The organism is Shewanella sp. Choline-02u-19 (assembly GCF_002836205.1).
Taxonomy (GTDB): Bacteria; Pseudomonadota; Gammaproteobacteria; order Enterobacterales; family Shewanellaceae; genus Shewanella.
Window position 1 is genome coordinate 1,011,475 of the sequence record NZ_PJBE01000013.1, and the last position, 17,580, is coordinate 1,029,054.

A 17,580-nucleotide genomic window follows, 5' to 3' on the forward strand; every position below is an offset into this window, starting at 1 on the left:
TACGTTAATTCCTGTTCTAACGAGCTAGCAATGTAGCAATGGGTTGACGTCATGGCAGACAAGCTGCTGACGCTCTGTTGATAAAAAATGAGCCAGTAAACCTTATTATTTACACATAATACGCTCAATATCGTCAATCGTTCTTGGTACATTAGCGGATAAGTTTTCAGAGCCGTTGTCTGTCACCATAATATCGTCCTCGATACGGATCCCCATGCCGCGATAGCCTTCGGGGACATCGAGTGCATCTTCAGGAATGTATATACCGGGCTCTATGGTGAATACCATGCCTGCTTCTAGCGTGCGCCAGTTGCCTTTATCATCGTGATAAGGGCCTACATCGTGTACATCCATGCCGAGCCAGTGACCGGTTTTATGTACCGTGAAGCGTTTATAGCTTTCTGTTGTCATAATGTGTTCAATCGAGCCTGATAATAATCCAAGTTCTTTAAGGCCCTTTGCCATCACTTGCATGCAAGTATCATAAAGGCTAATCCATATCGAGCCAGGCTGTACTATTGCTATAGCTTGATCCAGTGCATTTAACACCAATTGGTAAATGGCTTTCTGCTCAGGGGTAAACTTGCCATTGACCGGATAGCTACGGGTTATGTCGGAGGCATAGTGCTCATATTCACCGCCGGCATCGATAAGTAGCATCTGGCCATCCTGCAGCTCATTGCAATTCTCTTCATAATGCAGGCAACAGGCATTATTACCGCCAGCCACAATATTAGGGTAGGCAACGTCGTTACAGCCATATTTGGCAATGGTAAAATCAAATAGTGAGGACAATTCTCGCTCATTGATGCCGGGATGACATGCCTGCATTACCGCTTTATGCCCCGAGGTGGATGCTGCTACGGCATTGCGGATCTTAGTGATTTCAGCTTGGCTTTTTACCACGCGCTTTGCGTGTAACACTTTAGCCAATGGTGTGATAGAGATGAAATTCTTTGGAGTATCAAATGGCGCGGTCAATCTTTGAATGTTTGTCCAACGGACAAGTGATGATGAGAATCGCCCGAGTTCATCACTTATATAGAGTGTAGTGATGCTTTGCAGAAGTGGTAATAAGGTTTGTTCAAACTGTGCGATTGAATAGGCTTTGTCTGCACCATAATGCTCAACTGCGCCCTCAACACCGGCACGTGCGCCAAAGCTGATTTCTTGCGCTGGATCTTTAGGGCGACAGAATAGCAGGTATTCGCTTACTTCGCGTTTGACCAATATAGCGATCGCGTCTGGCTCGTTGAACCCGGTCAAATAGAGAAAGTCATTATCCTGCCTAAAGTGATATTTGATATTTTTACTGCGAACTTTCTGCTGATAGCCCGCAAGGATCACTAAACTGTTATTGGGTAGCTGTTCAAGCAGCTCGGTGCGCCTTTGGTGACATGTATTGAGCATATTCATATTTTCTATAGTGGTAATGTATATTTTATCCATTACACGGTATTAGGCGATTGATAGCAAGTTCACGGTGCAATTTCGTTTAATGAATGAAATAATAACCGTCATTGGTAAATAGAGAGGCAGCATAGTGAAGCGAGCAGTATTTTTAGATAGAGATGGTGTAATCAACATAGATCATGGCTACGTACATCAAGTCGATGATTTTGAATATGTAGAAGGCGTGTTTGAAGCATGCGTCGCGCTAAAAGAAGCAGGGTTTATTCTTGCGGTCGTGACGAATCAGTCTGGTATTGCACGTGGTTTATATACTGAAGATCAGTTTCATACGTTAACAGAGTGGATGGATTGGAACTTTGTTGATAAAGGTGTTGAGCTCGATGGTATCTATTATTGCCCTCATCATGCAGAAAAGGGCATTGGTGAGTATAAAGTTGACTGCGATTGCCGCAAACCAAAACCGGGGATGCTAAACACAGCAGCTCAGTTTCTGAAAATTGATTTAAGTCAATCGGTGATGGTGGGTGACAAAAGAGATGATATGTTAGCGGCTAAAGCTGCCGGAGTTCCTACACGTATATTAGTGCGTACAGGTAAATCAGTCACTGATGAAGCAATTGCCGCCGCGACAGTGGTGCTGGATTCAATTGCTGATGTACCCGCTTATCTTGCGGCTAACTAAATAAAGAACTCGACCTCGTATTGATATCTGTAAAATGTACCGCTTCATCGTTGGAGTGACTTACAATAGAGTTACTCCTTGACGTCCTCTATAACATTATCTTAATAACGTATTTCCGTTAGACTGAATACAAAAGACCTTATGTAGATATATGAGTGTCTGTTGGACTTGCTCTTTCCTTATAGTCGTCGATGACAATGCAGTTAACTCGCCCAATACAAGACTTTTAGGTGCAAGCCCTATAATAGGTAAGTACTGAGTCAGTATTAGTTGACGCCAAAAAGTCGATTTCAGCCCCTTTTTTGTACGTATCGTTTGGTAACTATGCGGTTGACGTGATTATTTCATTTTTATGAAGAAAGACCCTTGTGCTCTCTCAGAAACCCCCTATAATTCGCACCCACTGACACGGTACAGCAGGCCAACTACTTAGGTAGTACGGGACTTGCAGCGGTGTTAGAGAGTTAAATCTTCTCGGAGATGAGACTCAGGTGACAAGCGCTTTAAGGGCTTCGGGTTTGATAGCTTTTCACATTAGTGATTAAGAAATCAGCACTTGAATAACTTCTTAATATAAGCCCTTGACGCCGACGCTGGAGAGTGTAGAATACGCCTCCTCAAGCCAACGACCTAGCGTCTTCGGCGACACATGAAAGATGGTGTCACGCTCTTTAACAATATGACAAGCAAATCTGTGTGGGCACTCACAGGTGTTGAGTTATTCGAAATTGCTTCTTAGGAAGCAATCAAAAATATTTACTCAATGAACCACTGAGTGACCATAGCAATATGTAAACTTCGAAAGTCTTCGGGCTTTTGAAAAACAGTATAATTCATTGAGCCGCTTTGCTCTTAACGGAGTAAAGCAAAAAACTTTAATTGAAGAGTTTGATCATGGCTCAGATTGAACGCTGGCGGCAGGCCTAACACATGCAAGTCGAGCGGTAACACAAGGGAGCTTGCTCCTGAGGTGACGAGCGGCGGACGGGTGAGTAATACCTAGGTATCTGCCCAATCGAGGGGGATAACAGTTGGAAACGACTGCTAATACCGCATACGCCCTACGGGGGAAAGGAGGGGACCTTCGGGCCTTCCGCGATTGGATGAACCTAGGCGGGATTAGCTAGTTGGTGAGGTAATGGCTCACCAAGGCGACGATCCCTAGCTGGTCTGAGAGGATGATCAGCCACACTGGAACTGAGACACGGTCCAGACTCCTACGGGAGGCAGCAGTGGGGAATATTGCACAATGGGCGAAAGCCTGATGCAGCCATGCCGCGTGTATGAAGAAGGCCTTCGGGTTGTAAAGTACTTTCAGCGAGGAGGAAAGCTCAAGCGTTAATAGCGATTGGGTGTGACGTTACTCGCAGAAGAAGCACCGGCTAACTTCGTGCCAGCAGCCGCGGTAATACGAGGGGTGCAAGCGTTAATCGGAATTACTGGGCGTAAAGCGTACGCAGGCGGTTTGTTAAGCGAGATGTGAAAGCCCCGGGCTCAACCTGGGAACTGCATTTCGAACTGGCAAACTAGAGTCTTGTAGAGGGGGGTAGAATTTCAGGTGTAGCGGTGAAATGCGTAGAGATCTGAAGGAATACCGGTGGCGAAGGCGGCCCCCTGGACAAAGACTGACGCTCATGTACGAAAGCGTGGGGAGCAAACAGGATTAGATACCCTGGTAGTCCACGCCGTAAACGATGTCTACTCGGAATTTGGTGTCTTGAACACTGGGTTCTCAAGCTAACGCATTAAGTAGACCGCCTGGGGAGTACGGCCGCAAGGTTAAAACTCAAATGAATTGACGGGGGCCCGCACAAGCGGTGGAGCATGTGGTTTAATTCGATGCAACGCGAAGAACCTTACCTACTCTTGACATCCACAGAATTTTCCAGAGATGGATTAGTGCCTTCGGGAACTGTGAGACAGGTGCTGCATGGCTGTCGTCAGCTCGTGTTGTGAAATGTTGGGTTAAGTCCCGCAACGAGCGCAACCCTTATCCTTATTTGCCAGCACGTAATGGTGGGAACTTTAGGGAGACTGCCGGTGATAAACCGGAGGAAGGTGGGGACGACGTCAAGTCATCATGGCCCTTACGAGTAGGGCTACACACGTGCTACAATGGTCGGTACAGAGGGTCGCAAAGCCGCGAGGTGTAGCTAATCCCACAAAGCCGGTCGTAGTCCGGATCGGAGTCTGCAACTCGACTCCGTGAAGTCGGAATCGCTAGTAATCGTGAATCAGAATGTCACGGTGAATACGTTCCCGGGCCTTGTACACACCGCCCGTCACACCATGGGAGTGGGCTGCACCAGAAGTAGATAGCTTAACCTTCGGGAGGGCGTTTACCACGGTGTGGTTCATGACTGGGGTGAAGTCGTAACAAGGTAGCCCTAGGGGAACCTGGGGCTGGATCACCTCCTTACCTATACGACTAACTCACATCTGAAGTATGAAAATACGTTTGAGTGTCCACACAGATATGCTTGTTATAAAGAAAGAGCAAAAATATACGTCTTTAAGTTTAGACGATGTTAATTTGTTTCAAGTCAAGGCACTTGAGAAGCGAAAGAGGAAGCGTAGTTCACTACATGACTGATTAAGCGACGAAAGTAACGCTGAATTGAAGCAAGTAAACAAGTATAAATGGGTCTGTAGCTCAGCTGGTTAGAGCGCACCCCTGATAAGGGTGAGGTCGGTGGTTCAAGTCCACTCTGACCCACCAAAATTTTCCTTATCTTTGTTAGAAAGTGACTCGTTTAATAAAGCTAAACGTCGATACTATCTGCCTCGATAAGAAACAATTTGGTCATTTATACGTATATATTTTGTTTGACTGCATGTAAATGGGGCTATAGCTCAGCTGGGAGAGCGCCTGCCTTGCACGCAGGAGGTCTGCGGTTCGATCCCGCATAGCTCCACCATTTACTTGATTGTTAAGAACTTAGGTTCGATAGCTATCTTGTAAATACACCATTTACTTTGCTAGTCGGTTAGAAAATTATTCTAATTGACTGAGTAAACTTACTTTACCAGTAGAAAGTAAGGCATGCATTGGATAGAGATGCCAAAGATAAACGAAAATTTATCTTTGGCTTTTTTAAGCCCGTTCTTTAAAAATTTGGAAAGCTGATAGTGTTAACCTGAAAAGGGACAGCGACTTACTTGTAGGTTGTTGTTTATAGGGTTAGCGCGAAATTTAAAAAATTGAGTTCTAAACACTTAAACATTAAGTGTCTTGGCTTATTGCGTCGCAGCAATAAGTGAAAAATTCTAATTTTGGCGAAAGTAGAAACCATTAGTTATGATACGGCTGTTTTAAGCTTACCCGCTTGAAACAACGAGTATTTCTCATAGAGACTTATTTGGGTTGTATGGTTAAGTGACTAAGCGTATATGGTGGATGCCTTGGCAGTCAGAGGCGATGAAGGACGTAGTAACTTGCGATAAGCGTTGGCGAGCTAGTAACAAGCATTTGAGCTAACGATTTCCGAATGGGGAAACCCACATGCATAAGCATGTATCATTAACTGAATTCATAGGTTAATGAGGCAAACCCGGGGAACTGAAACATCTAAGTACCCGGAGGAAAAGAAATCAACCGAGATTCCCCTAGTAGCGGCGAGCGAACGGGGATTAGCCCTTAAGCGTAGAGGGTGTTAGTGGAATGTGTTGGAAAGCACAGCGGCACAGGGTGATAGCCCCGTACATGAAAACTAACTTTACGTGAAAACGAGTAGGACGGGACACGTGACATCTTGTCTGAACATGGGGGGACCATCCTCCAAGGCTAAATACTCCTGACTGACCGATAGTGAACCAGTACCGTGAGGGAAAGGCGAAAAGAACCCCTGTGAGGGGAGTGAAATAGAACCTGAAACCGTATACGTACAAGCAGTGGGAGCGGTTCTTGAGACCGTGACTGCGTACCTTTTGTATAATGGGTCAGCGACTTACATTTTGTAGCGAGGTTAAGCGAATAGCGGAGCCGTAGGGAAACCGAGTGTTAACTGCGCGTTTAGTTGCAAGGTGTAGACCCGAAACCCGGTGATCTAGCCATGGGCAGGTTGAAGGTTGAGTAACATCAACTGGAGGACCGAACCGACTTATGTTGAAAAATGAGCGGATGACTTGTGGCTGGGGGTGAAAGGCCAATCAAACCGGGAGATATCTGGTTCTCCTCGAAAGCTATTTAGGTAGCGCCTCGAGCGAATACCATTGGGGGTAGAGCACTGTTAAGGCTAGGGGGTCATCCCGACTTACCAACCCTTTGCAAACTCCGAATACCAATGAGTACTACTCGGGAGACACACGGCGGGTGCTAACGTCCGTCGTGAAAAGGGAAACAACCCAGACCATCAGCTAAGGTCCCAAAGTTATTGCTAAGTGGGAAACGATGTGGGAAGGCTTAGACAGCTAGGATGTTGGCTTAGAAGCAGCCATCATTTAAAGAAAGCGTAATAGCTCACTAGTCGAGTCGGCCTGCGCGGAAGATTTAACGGGGCTAAGCAATACACCGAAGCTATGGGTACTAGTGTTTACACTAGTGCGGTAGAGGAGCGTTCTGTAAGCCGTTGAAGGTGAAGGGGTAACCCACGCTGGAGGTATCAGAAGTGCGAATGCTGACATGAGTAACGATAAAGGGAGTGAAAAACTCCCTCGCCGAAAGACCAAGGGTTCCTGTCCAATGTTAATCAGGGCAGGGTGAGTCGACTCCTAAGGCGAGGCCGAAAGGCGTAGTCGATGGGAAACAGGTTAATATTCCTGTACTTCTGCTAACTGCGATGGAGAGACGGAGAAGGCTAGGCTAGCGCGGCGTTGGTTGTCCGCGTTTAAGGTTGTAGGTTGTATTCTTAGGCAAATCCGGGAATACGCATTTAATTGCAAGACTGAGGACTGATGACGAGTCACTAAGGTGATGAAGTAGTTGATGCCATGCTTCCAGGAAAATCTTCTAAGCTTCAGGTTAGTAGGAATCGTACCCCAAACCGACACAGGTGGTTGGGTAGAGAATACCAAGGCGCTTGAGAGAACTCGGCTGAAGGAACTAGGCAAAATGGTACCGTAACTTCGGGAGAAGGTACGCTGCCGACGGTGATAGGACTTGCTCCTTAAGCTGTTGGCAGTCGCAGATACCAGGTGGCTGCAACTGTTTATCAAAAACACAGTACTGTGCAAACTCGCAAGAGGAAGTATACGGTATGACGCCTGCCCGGTGCCGGAAGGTTAATTGATTGGGTTATCTTCGGAGAAGCTCATGATCGAAGCCCCGGTAAACGGCGGCCGTAACTATAACGGTCCTAAGGTAGCGAAATTCCTTGTCGGGTAAGTTCCGACCTGCACGAATGGCGTAATGATGGCCACGCTGTCTCCAGCCGAGACTCAGTGAAGTTGAAATTGCGGTGAAGATGCCGTATACCCGCGGCTAGACGGAAAGACCCCGTGCACCTTTACTATAGCTTGGCACTGAACATTGAACCTACATGTGTAGGATAGGTGGGAGACTTTGAAGCATTGTCGCTAGATGATGTGGAGTCAACCTTGAAATACCACCCTTGTAGTTTTGATGTTCTAACCGCGGCCCCTGAATCGGGGTTCGGGACAGTGCCTGGTGGGTAGTTTGACTGGGGCGGTCTCCTCCCAAAGAGTAACGGAGGAGCACGAAGGTTGGCTAAGTACGGTCGGACATCGTACGGTTAGTGCAATGGCATAAGCCAGCTTAACTGCGAGACATACACGTCGAGCAGGTACGAAAGTAGGTCATAGTGATCCGGTGGTTCTGTATGGAAGGGCCATCGCTCAACGGATAAAAGGTACGCCGGGGATAACAGGCTGATACCGCCCAAGAGTTCATATCGACGGCGGTGTTTGGCACCTCGATGTCGGCTCATCACATCCTGGGGCTGAAGTCGGTCCCAAGGGTATGGCTGTTCGCCATTTAAAGTGGTACGCGAGCTGGGTTCAGAACGTCGTGAGACAGTTCGGTCCCTATCTGCCGTGGGCGTTGGATGATTGAAGGAAGCTGCTCCTAGTACGAGAGGACCGGAGTGGACGAACCGCTGGTGTTCGGGTTGTTATGCCAATAGCATTGCCCGGTAGCTACGTTCGGAATCGATAACCGCTGAAAGCATCTAAGCGGGAAGCGAGTCCTAAGATGAGTCATCCCTAGGAATTTAATTCCTCTAAAGAGCCGTTCGAGACTAGGACGTTGATAGGCAAGGTGTGTAAGCGTTGTGAGGCGTTGAGCTAACTTGTACTAATGACTCGTGAGGCTTAACCATACAACCCTGATGGGTTTTGTATGAGACTGATGTTTTTACAAAACACCAGAGTTAGAATAAGCACTTAATGTGGTGTGGTCATAAAATTGCTCCTGCATTTATGACATAAAACACATCCATGTGTTAAAACTCAATAATAAATTTCGATTTACTTGCGATAGCGAGTAACAGCTTTTCGAATTCCAAATTTGTCTGGAGACCATAGAGCTGTGGCCCCACCTGATCCCATTCCGAACTCAGAAGTGAAACACAGTATCGCCGATGGTAGTGTGGGGTTTCCCCATGTGAGAGTAGGTCATTTCCAGGCGCCTAATAACGATAAATCCCTAGTGCTCTGCGCTAGGGATTTATCGTTATTAGCTTTTTGAATAGTTACTCTCACATGGGAAGTAAATAGCGTATGCGAAGCATGCATCAATTCATGTGATAGTAGGGCGAATATCGTAATAGCGATGTGCTTATGAGCGCGTAGCTGGCCATGACAGGCGCCACTCTTTCTAAGATTGGTCTCGAAAGAGAGTGAATAGCCCGTTGCTAACGCAACGGGCTTTTTTACGTCTGCGATTTGAGTGTTGTTACGTTGTTGAATTGACGGAACGACAGAATGCAGGGGGCAATAGTATCGGCATAATCGTGTTGTGGCCGTCGCAGCTAAGTGCGAGCGGAACATTTCCAGGCGCCACTCTTTCTAAGTTTGGTCTCGAAAGAGAGTGAACAGCCCGTTGCTAACGCAACGGGCTTTTTACGTCTGTGATTTGGGCGTTTTAAGTTGATGAATTGCCGGAATGACGGAGTGCAGTGGCAATAGCATCGGCATAATCGTGTAGTGGCCGTCGCAGCTAAGTGCGAGCGGAACATTTTCAGGCGCCACTCTTTCTAAGATTGGTCTCGAAAGAGAGTGAACAGCCCGTTGCTAACGCAACGGGCTTTTTTACGTCTGTGATTTGTGGTTGTAGAGTCAACGGATATACGGTTCATCAGATTTTGAGTTCAAATATGTCGACATGATGTCTGTTATGACTTAAATATCTAGCCACGTCACAGTGTGGTCAAATTAATGTTTAAACCGGATAGCAAAGACGTTTTTGAATTGCATGAGCACTGTAAAAGAGTGCTTATAGCGATGGGGTAAAGACGACTGAATAACTAACATTAGGGATGGTAGATCACGTTGCTGATCTACCTGAAGACGCCACTGACTAATGGAGTTAGTGAGATATTCGATGACACTTAAACCCCAATTGGTTTACTTAAAACCGAGCTGCGTCAGAGAATATCTATATGTGCTATTTAGCGTTTATCTTTAATTTAAATGCTTTTTTTGTTGCTTCATCGGCTTGTTCATACCAAAAGTCGAGCATTTGACCAACATTTATCTGATCTGATTTCACGTTAGAATTACTCGCAGAAACGGCCTCGGAGACTTGAGTACTTGAAGACGGGGTTGTTGATATGATGGGGGCAGCTAAAGCTAAAGTACTGATGGCTGCGACTTGGTGACTACTATTGTAAATACTGATCTCTTCTTCGTAATCGCGACCCAGTTGCATACCTTCTTTAATCAATAGTCCCTGTTGAAAAGCTATCGTTGCGCCTGAAGAATCTATCATTGTTATCTGAGGGGCACTATTGAAAGCCTCCGCAGCTCTACTTGACCGTATTCTCGGAAAACCGAGTGTCAATTGCTTATCTTCAGCAGAAAACGTCAGAATAATCACATCGGAACTAAATTGGTTTTGCGACCCCTGCTGTTGGTAACGCCCTACATACCTCAGTGCTATCTGGTTCTCACCATTAGCGAGTGAAAGGTCTTTATTTCCGTCAGCCTCTTTGCCATTGATAAGCACAAGTTCAGAGCTTGATGGAAGTGTTAGTTCTACATTGGCAATAGCGAAAGAATGAACGCAGAGTAATGCTGTCGCCAAAATACACTGATTTATTTTCATAGAAAATCTCTATTTTAATTGATACTTACTTTATAGCAGAACGATTTTTGTTTTGCAGCTTGATCTAGTGTAACTGAACAATTGAATACGGATGCTTAGATAATAATAACAGTTTAGCTTTATGATTTTAGTTATAATGTGCTTCCATTACGGTTTTGGAGAGAGCACGTGTTAACAAAAATTCTTGTGACTTTGTTAGTCATAGCGAGTGCCATTTTTTATATTCGTCAATCTAAAGTAAGCGGAACAAAAGAGCGAACTCAAGATATGGGTAAAGGGATTATTATTCGCTTCTCTCTGTACATAATTATAAGTCTTTCATTATTGGCAAGTGCTGGGTATTGGTATTGGGATTGGCAGGATGGTAATAAGGTCGTTAGTGTCACTATTGTGTCGCCAGTGAGTAACGATTCGGTTGTTTATCAAGTTAGAAAGAAGCATATTACTAACAACGAATTAATAACTATAGACGGGATAAGAATCAGATTATCTAATCAAGAACGAATAACCATCGCTAAGACAGTCGAAGAGTAATATTTGAGATTTTTCGTTTAGTTAACGCTTTTCGATGTCTCTTTTTGGGTTAGAATAGCCTCGTTTTTTTACCCCCATTAGTTGATTAATTGTAAGAAGGAGGAGCTATGATAACAGCCTATGCCTACGAGAATCGTAATCTAACGATCACCGAATTGAGCATCAAGGATACTATCCCTCCCAGCACAACTTGGTTAGATCTTTATAAGCCTGATGATCAGGAACGAGAGTGGTTAAGTCAGTTTTCTGTTGAAAATGTTCCTGAAGAGGAAGACATCAATGAAATTGAAGCTTCAGCACGTTTTTATCAGAATAAAGACGGGTTGCACATTAATTCTTTGTTCCCACAAAGAGCAGGACAAGATGTTAAAGGCGTAAACGTTTCTTTTAACATTCGCCCCAATTTCCTTTTGACGATTAGAGAAGAAGATGTTGGCTTAATCAGACTGCTAAGAAACTATTTACGTCTTGGCAGAATAGAGGCTACATCACCGCAAGCATTGCTGCTTGAGTTGTTTAATCTAAAGGTCGATTATCTCTCAGATTTAATTGAAGACGTTTACACTGTGCTTGATAGTGTGAGTGAAGAAGTGTTCAAGAATGAAGAGCTTGATGATGTCTTTAAGCTTATTACTCGACAAGAAGACTCCAACGGTAAGATTAGATTAAGTTTACTCGATACACAGCGTTCATTACGTTACATGCAAAAGCACTATCGTAGTCAACTCTCAGATGGTGAGATAAAAGATCTTCGAGAGATGTTATTGGATATTGAATCACTGATGCCACATAGTCAGTTCATTTTCGATAAATTGAATTTTTTACTCGATGCTGCAATGGGTTTTAGTGGACTGCAACAAAACAAGATTATTAAAATATTTTCGGTTGCGGCAGTGGTATTTTTGCCGCCTACGGTAATTGCTAGTAGCTACGGTATGAACTTTGCCAATATGCCTGAACTGGATTGGAAGTTAGGTTATCCGATGGCTATTTTGATGATGTTTGGTAGTGCTGCGGGTACCTACTTTTTCTTCAAGCGTAAAGGTTGGTTATAATAACAAGAGTTCGCATTTAGCGAACTTTTTTTGTACCTGTTTGTGAGGGGCCGTTTGCAAAAGTAAGCACCGTAGCCTTATGTTGATAAAACTCATCAGGGTGATTAAGTACATCATTAAGACTTGAGAGTTTTTGGTACATCATACTGCTTACAATTTGGTAGCGTTGGTAGGGTGTTTTGCATAGTGACAATTTTTTCTCGAGATGATCGAGCAATGAAACTAACTTTGGTTTACTTGCAGCTGAAGACTCGTCAATAACTTCTTGGTTTAACTTTTTCTGTAAAGCATCTAATTTGCTTGGTTCGTTTTCTGCTAGCCAAAGTAGTTGGTCAAAATCGGGAAGCTTAGTCATAAAAACTCACTCTTAAACGTTTACTGTTAGATTAAATCTAGTAACAGGAACGGAATAGAGCAAGAACTAGACAAGTTTACTGTTATTACAAAAAGATTATTCTCAGCTATCGGTACCAAAATAGTAACTGACTCTTTCTCTCGGGTTTAGATATTTAAAGACCTTTTCTGGCAAGCCTGCCGGAGGTAAACACCTGACGATGGTAATCCCTTCTTGTGCCAACTCTATTATAGGTGCTTGTTCTTTTGGGACTAATGCATCGTAAACAAGGATCCTCGGTAGCAATAGTTGACTCATATTTACCGACATAACCATAGCGTATTGGCCTGAGGATAACTCGACAATGCTGCCGGGTGGATAGATCCCTAACATCTTGACCATTCTTCCAACCATTTGCGGATTTAACTGTGTTTGATAATGCTTATACAGATAACCTAAAGCAGAATAGGGGGTACGTGCTTTTCGATTATTATCTGAATGGCAAAGATTATCATAGGTATTTACCGCTGCAACCAATTGGCTTAATTTGTCAATCTGGGCTTCTTTCAAGCCTTTTGGACTGCCTGAACCATCGAGGAACTCATGATGATTCAAGATGACTGGCAGTGCTTCTGATGGGAAATTATCAGCAAGCTTGAGTAAGTCTACACCCATCATGGGGTGCTGACTGACGAAGTTTTGTTCGGCTTGTGATAATGGTGACGTTTTTCTTAATATCTGTGTTGGCACTTTAAGCTTACCAGTATCATGAAATAATGCGCCAATGCCGATCAATTCTATTTCATTGCGAGTCCAGTTTAGTTCTTTGGCGATTAACATCGATAAAACGGATACGTTAAGAGAGTGGTAGTAGATCCCATCATCATCTTTAGCATCTGCCATCAAATGCAAGACTAACTTATCAGACGTTAATAACTGCTCGCAGATATTATGGATAAGTTCCTTGCCATCATTCACGGCATTTAAAGGGCGATTACGCAATTTACCCATAAGACTGCGGATCATTGCGACTGAACGATCAAAGTGTTGTTCTGTTTTCTGCAGCTGGCGCCTTAGGCTTTTATGGGCTTCTATGCTTTCAGCTTTTTGCTTACGTAGGTCCTCTGATAGTGTATCTAAATTACTATCGACAATAGGCTGTTTTCTGCTGCGGGCATCTTCAGGGGTTAGCACCGCAGTATCGCTGCGATCTAATATGACAAAGACATGCTCAATCCCCAGATTCTTTATTAACTCAATTTGGGCTTGTTGTCTAATTTTGAAGCTGCTGAATAGAAAAGGGTGATCTTTCCATGAAACAGGTAATCGAATGAAATTACCTACCTGCAGTTGCTTTACTGCAATTTTACAACTATTTGGCATATGTATTTGTGTGAGTCTTCCTTAGTTTGCTATTTTAACGCAACTTATCTTATTTACAAATGCTTAACTCATATGTTTACAATTATGCGAAGGCAAGCAGCTTAAGAGTATCTAATGGATTTTATTGAAATATACCCCAATGCACTTCCCGATGACCTATGTGAACAGCTCGTTAGTGCTTTTGAGCAACACCCAGGTGTGTTAGCCGGAAGCACCGGTGGTGGTGTCGACACTGACAAAAAAATGAGCCGAGATTTGATGTTGGATTCTCATGAAGATTTAGCCGTGCTTAAAAATACTTTGCTGCAATACACATTGCAGCACGCCGCGGAGTACTTTAATAAATATTCTATGGCGCTGATGGGTGCGGTATCGGTAGGAGTCTCTAATCTAGAAGGTGACGCTGTTACGCTAACACCTGATAATTATGCGGCATTTGGGGAGCCAAGGGCTGAAGCCTTAGTTAAATATCTATATCGGAGTGGTACGATTAACATTCAAAAATATGATAAAAACAAAGGCGGCTATCCTCATTGGCACTCAGAACAATTTCCTCAGCTTAATCATAACGAAGCCTTGCATCGAGTCGTGTTATATATGTTTTACCTAAATGATGTCGAAGAAGGCGGAGAGACTGAGTTTTACTATCAAGACAAGAAAGTAACGCCTAAAAAAGGCACTATGGTGATAGCACCTGCAGGTTTTACTCATTCGCATCGAGGCAATATGCCCAAGAGCTGCGATAAATATATCGCGACCTCTTGGATAATGTTTAATCGAGCAGAGCAGCTATACGCGCGTTAGATTGGTATTGAGATCCTAAAACAAGCACCTTCCAAGTCGGATGTCTCAATACTGAGACGTCCGCCATAGCTAATGACGATCTCGTTACACACTGCCAATCCAATACCTTGTCCCGCTTTTTGGGTATCTGCTCGAACGCCGCGTTGAATAATGTTTTGTCTAATACTCTCTTCAACGCCTGGACCGTCATCTTCCACTAAAAGCTCAAACTCACCCGCATCATTGTAATAGGATGAGACCCTGACGGTGGTAATACACAGCTTAAATGCATTTTCCATTAAGTTGCCACAAAGCTCCATTAAGTCACCTTTGTCACCAGGGAAGACATGTTCTTGCTCGATAACCGCTTCAAACTGGACTTGTTTGTCACGGTATACCTTAAATAACATTTGAGCGAGTTGGTCAACCAGCGGCAGTATTTGAGTTTGTTCCTGTTTTAAGCCCTTACGCCCTAACATTGCCCGTTTTAATTGATATTTTACCAATAGATCCATCTGGCTAACTTGCTCCATTATTTTTTCACTGGTTGCTTCTTTATCTAATCTGGCATCATCAGTAATGGCGTGCACCGCGGCTAAACGTGTTTTTAAACTATGGGCTAAGTCGTTCATTGCATTTTGGTATCGCTGCTGTTGTGCACTTGATTGCACTAACAGTTGATTAAGCGCCTGGGTTACGCCTTCAAGTTCAATGGGATAACCTTCAGAAAGGCTCTTGGATTTTCCGCTATTAACCGATTGGAGTTCATTTCTTAATTGCACTAATGGACGCATTCCCCAGTAAGCCGCACTGATGAGCAAGACCAGTGCTAATGCCAGCACAAACCCCAGCCGTACATAGGTGCGTCGACTGAACTTACTGTATTCTGCTTCTAACTTCTCAGCATCTTTTAACACCAGTAAATTGTATTCGCTGCCAGCGATATCAAGTGAGAGCAAATATACAAAGTAGCCACGAGTATCAGCTAAGGAAAGGTAATAGGGGGGGGTGTTATTGCGGATCTCATTAAAACGTTCGCAGGTATCGAATAATCCGCGATCGACAGCCAAAGAAGATGTCCAAACTTGATTAAAGGTACTGTCACAACTGGCAATAATATAACGCTGTGATGCGCTATTTTCTGCTAGCCATTCATCGCTATTATCAGGCAGTAGATCATGCTCCCTAAGTTCGGCGGCTACTTTAGGGATTTCAGCAATAAGCTGGGAGGTTTCTTCATTGTAACTATTTTGGGCATGAAGAATATTAACCATCCAAGCTAAACCAAAGCCTACCAAGGCTATGATTGAGAGCGAAGTGAGAAACATCCGCGTAAGCAGACGTTTCTTAGGTTTAAAGCTTAACTGCATGGCAGATTAAATTTGTAACCTTGACCACGAATCGTCGCGATAGGATTTTCAATACCATCTTTTGTGAGTTTTTTGCGTAAACGACTGACCATGACTTCGATAGTGTTTGGGTCTCCCTCTTTGTCACCGTAAATGACATCGAGCAAGCGCTGTTTAGCGACAACTTCATGGCAGTGGCGCATTAAGTACTCGAGGATTAGATATTCAAAGGCGGTCACTTCCATTGGCACGTCGTTGAGAGTGACTTGTTTGGCTGCCAAGTCTATCTCTAGTGCGCCACTGGTGATCTTTGGTTTGACAAAACCGGCACTGCGCCTGACCAGAGCATCGAGTCGAGCCACGAGCTCCTCTTTCTGGAACGGTTTAACCAGATAATCATCAGCACCTGCATTTAGACCTTCAACTTTGTCTTGCCAGTTAACTCGGGCTGTCAAAATCAAAATGGGAGCTTTCACTCCGTTATCACGCATACTTTGAATTAAGCTAATACCATCTTGGTCGGGTAAGCCCAGATCGACAATAGCGACATCGATAGGATAGTTTGTCGCTTGGTAAAATCCTTCCTTCGCTGTTAATGCAACTTGAAGCTGATTTCCTAGCTCACTAAGCTGCACTTTAAGGTGGTGAGATAAAATAGGATCATCTTCAACAACCAATATTCTCATAGTCAAATATCCTTGAATGCGATAAAGATTAGTTTACGCAGATTTATGCATACTGCCAACTAAGTGTTTCTAATTACGTAGAAGTTTACGCCTCGCTAACTTAACCTTGGCTGAATTATGTTGATGTTGCTATGAAGAAAACGTTTTAGTGGATGATTTAACATCAGTTTGATAAAGGTTATGGTTAAATCCAGATCTATCTAGTGCTTTATAGTGTTTCTTCTGGGTTTGTTGGTTAAATTTAGTTAAAATATGGTAAATATTTTGTCAGGTTAAGCTTATTATGTTTGCTATCAAGTCCCTTATTAGCATGTTTGTGCTGCTATTCGCGCCGAGTCTTTTGGCTGCAACTTTTACTTTTACCGCTATTCCCGATGAGGATGAAAGCCAACTTCGAACACGTTTCGATAAAGTGGCCGTTTACTTAGAAGAAAAACTAGGCGTTGAAGTTAAATACGTGCCAGTAAAGTCATACTCTGCAGCCGTAACCGCTTTTAGAAACAATCAAGTGCAGCTTGCATGGTTTGGTGGTCTTTCCGGCGTACAAGCAAGGCGTTTAGTACCGGGTTCTGACGCAATAGCACAAGGCTATGAAGACCAATTTTTTAAAAGCTACTTTATTGCTCACCACTCTACTGAGATTATAGCTGATGATAGCTTCCCTAATCTAAACGGTTACACCTTTACCTTTGGCTCAAAAGATTCTACTTCTGGCCGCTTGATGCCGCAGTTTTTTATCGAACGTAATTTGGGTAAACGCCCTGAAGATATTTTTAAGCGAATTGGTTTTTCAGGCGACCACAGTCGCACCATCGCGCAAGTTCAAGCAGGTGTTTATCAGGTGGGAGCGGTTAATTATAAAGTCTGGGAGTCCGCTTTAGCCGCGGGTAAAGTTGACTTGAAAAAAGTGAATGTTATTTGGACCACACCCACTTATCCTGATTACCAATGGACGGTAAGAGCTGGCGTCGATGACACCTTTGGCGCAGGCTTTAAAGCACGAGTGGAAGCAGCACTGTTGGGTATGACTGATGCGGAACTTCTTAAGAGTTTTCCACGTAAATCATTTGTGCCGGCCGACAATCAAGATTATGAACCGATTGAAAATGTCGCAAAAACGATCGGTCTAATAGATTAATT

11 protein-coding genes, 2 tRNA genes and 3 rRNA genes are annotated in these 17,580 nt (G+C 43.9%); 10 read left to right on the forward strand and 6 right to left on the reverse strand.

All coding sequences use genetic code 11. The features are described from left to right. Positions 1 to 105 precede the first annotated feature (105 nt). Entirely contained in the window at positions 106 to 1,410 is a 1,305-nt protein-coding gene (locus CXF83_RS11140) for an aminopeptidase P N-terminal domain-containing protein (protein WP_101092175.1), read from the reverse strand. A 133-nt stretch (positions 1,411 to 1,543) separates the two neighbouring features. Between CXF83_RS11140 and gmhB the strand changes: the two genes are divergently transcribed. The 6 genes from gmhB (at position 1,544) to rrf (ending at position 8,677) form a co-directional block, all read left to right on the forward strand. Then, positions 1,544 to 2,095, forward strand: a complete 552-nt coding sequence (gmhB, locus tag CXF83_RS11145; RefSeq protein WP_101092171.1) for a D-glycero-beta-D-manno-heptose 1,7-bisphosphate 7-phosphatase — start codon at positions 1,544 to 1,546, stop codon at positions 2,093 to 2,095. 876 nt (positions 2,096 to 2,971) lie between these two features. Beyond that, a 16S ribosomal RNA gene (locus CXF83_RS11150) occupies positions 2,972 to 4,514 on the forward strand. A gap of 223 nt (positions 4,515 to 4,737) precedes the next feature. Beyond that, positions 4,738 to 4,814 (forward strand) — tRNA-Ile (locus tag CXF83_RS11155). Between the two features lie 123 nt (positions 4,815 to 4,937). Then, a tRNA-Ala gene (locus tag CXF83_RS11160) sits at positions 4,938 to 5,013 on the forward strand. A 452-nt stretch (positions 5,014 to 5,465) separates the two neighbouring features. Continuing rightward, positions 5,466 to 8,370, forward strand: a 23S ribosomal RNA gene (locus tag CXF83_RS11165). 191 nt (positions 8,371 to 8,561) lie between these two features. After that, positions 8,562 to 8,677, forward strand: a 5S ribosomal RNA gene (gene rrf, locus CXF83_RS11170). The 16S, 23S and 5S rRNA genes sit together here with 2 tRNA genes alongside, the layout of an rRNA operon. 979 nt (positions 8,678 to 9,656) lie before the next feature. Here rrf and CXF83_RS11175 read toward each other — a convergent pair. Beyond that, complete coding sequence (locus tag CXF83_RS11175) at positions 9,657 to 10,316, reverse strand: YccT family protein (RefSeq protein ID WP_101091812.1); 660 nt, start codon at positions 10,314 to 10,316, stop codon at positions 9,657 to 9,659. Between the two features lie 168 nt (positions 10,317 to 10,484). On the opposite strand from CXF83_RS11175, the gene CXF83_RS11180 reads away from it, so the two are divergent. After that, a complete protein-coding gene (locus tag CXF83_RS11180) occupies positions 10,485 to 10,850 on the forward strand; it encodes a hypothetical protein (protein ID WP_101091813.1) in 366 nt (121 codons plus the stop codon). 107 nt (positions 10,851 to 10,957) lie between these two features. Next, on the forward strand, positions 10,958 to 11,905 hold the full coding sequence (gene corA / locus CXF83_RS11185; protein WP_101091814.1) for a magnesium/cobalt transporter CorA: 948 nt from the start codon (positions 10,958 to 10,960) through the stop codon (positions 11,903 to 11,905). Between the two features lie 16 nt (positions 11,906 to 11,921). Here the strand turns inward: corA and CXF83_RS11190 are convergent, their stop codons facing one another. Together CXF83_RS11190 and CXF83_RS11195 are read right to left on the reverse strand one after the other, a co-directional pair. Beyond that, entirely contained in the window at positions 11,922 to 12,260 is a 339-nt protein-coding gene (locus CXF83_RS11190) for a DUF3135 domain-containing protein (RefSeq protein WP_101091815.1), read from the reverse strand. 102 nt (positions 12,261 to 12,362) lie between these two features. Continuing rightward, on the reverse strand, positions 12,363 to 13,622 hold the full coding sequence (locus CXF83_RS11195) for an HD-GYP domain-containing protein (RefSeq protein WP_101091816.1): 1,260 nt from the start codon (positions 13,620 to 13,622) through the stop codon (positions 12,363 to 12,365). 114 nt (positions 13,623 to 13,736) lie between these two features. Here CXF83_RS11195 and CXF83_RS11200 point away from each other — a divergent pair, with 114 nt between their 5' ends. After that, positions 13,737 to 14,426 (forward strand): 2OG-Fe(II) oxygenase, encoded by a 690-nt coding sequence (locus CXF83_RS11200; RefSeq protein ID WP_101091817.1) that lies wholly within the window; start codon positions 13,737 to 13,739, stop codon positions 14,424 to 14,426. Here the strand turns inward: CXF83_RS11200 and CXF83_RS11205 are convergent. Both CXF83_RS11205 and CXF83_RS11210 read right to left on the reverse strand, forming a co-directional pair. Next, a complete protein-coding gene (locus CXF83_RS11205) occupies positions 14,423 to 15,775 on the reverse strand; it encodes an ATP-binding protein (protein ID WP_101091818.1) in 1,353 nt (450 codons plus the stop codon). The two genes, CXF83_RS11200 and CXF83_RS11205, sit on opposite strands and share 4 nt — an antisense overlap. After that, complete coding sequence (locus tag CXF83_RS11210; protein WP_101091819.1) at positions 15,766 to 16,440, reverse strand: response regulator; 675 nt, start codon at positions 16,438 to 16,440, stop codon at positions 15,766 to 15,768. The genes CXF83_RS11205 and CXF83_RS11210 overlap by 10 nt, the downstream gene beginning before the upstream one ends. Before the next feature lie 283 nt (positions 16,441 to 16,723). Here CXF83_RS11210 and CXF83_RS11215 point away from each other — a divergent pair, with 283 nt between their 5' ends. After that, positions 16,724 to 17,578: a putative selenate ABC transporter substrate-binding protein gene (locus tag CXF83_RS11215; protein WP_101091820.1), complete on the forward strand. Its 855-nt coding sequence runs from the start codon at positions 16,724 to 16,726 to the stop codon at positions 17,576 to 17,578. Positions 17,579 to 17,580 lie beyond the last annotated feature (2 nt).